Origin of the sequence: Mycobacterium sp. RTGN4, from assembly GCF_033804635.1 — a bacterium.
Taxonomy (GTDB): Bacteria; Actinomycetota; Actinomycetes; order Mycobacteriales; family Mycobacteriaceae; genus Mycobacterium.
Genome location: NZ_JAPZLB010000054.1, coordinates 1 through 229, shown reverse-complemented (window position 1 = coordinate 229; position 229 = coordinate 1). Strand labels below are relative to the sequence as shown.

The window sequence follows — 229 nt, the reverse complement described above, 5'->3', positions numbered from 1 at the left end:
CCCAAGTCCACCACGCCCGCCAAGACTGGATCGAGGGCGGCCACACCAACGTCGACGACATGACGCTGGCCTGCGGCGTCGACAACCGCATGGTCGGCCCCGACGGCTGGAGCACCATCGTCAACGACCAGCACGAAGTCGAATGGATCCGCCCACCCCATTTGGACACCGGCCAAGCCCGCACCAACTTCTACCACCAACCCGAAAAACTGCTCCAACCACCCGACGA

Annotated in this window: 1 pseudogene; it reads left to right on the top strand. The window is 64.2% G+C overall.

Features of this window, described 5'->3' with window-relative positions:
- A pseudogene (locus tag SLQ30_RS33045) lies at positions 1-229 on the top strand (hypothetical protein); the annotation flags it as partial.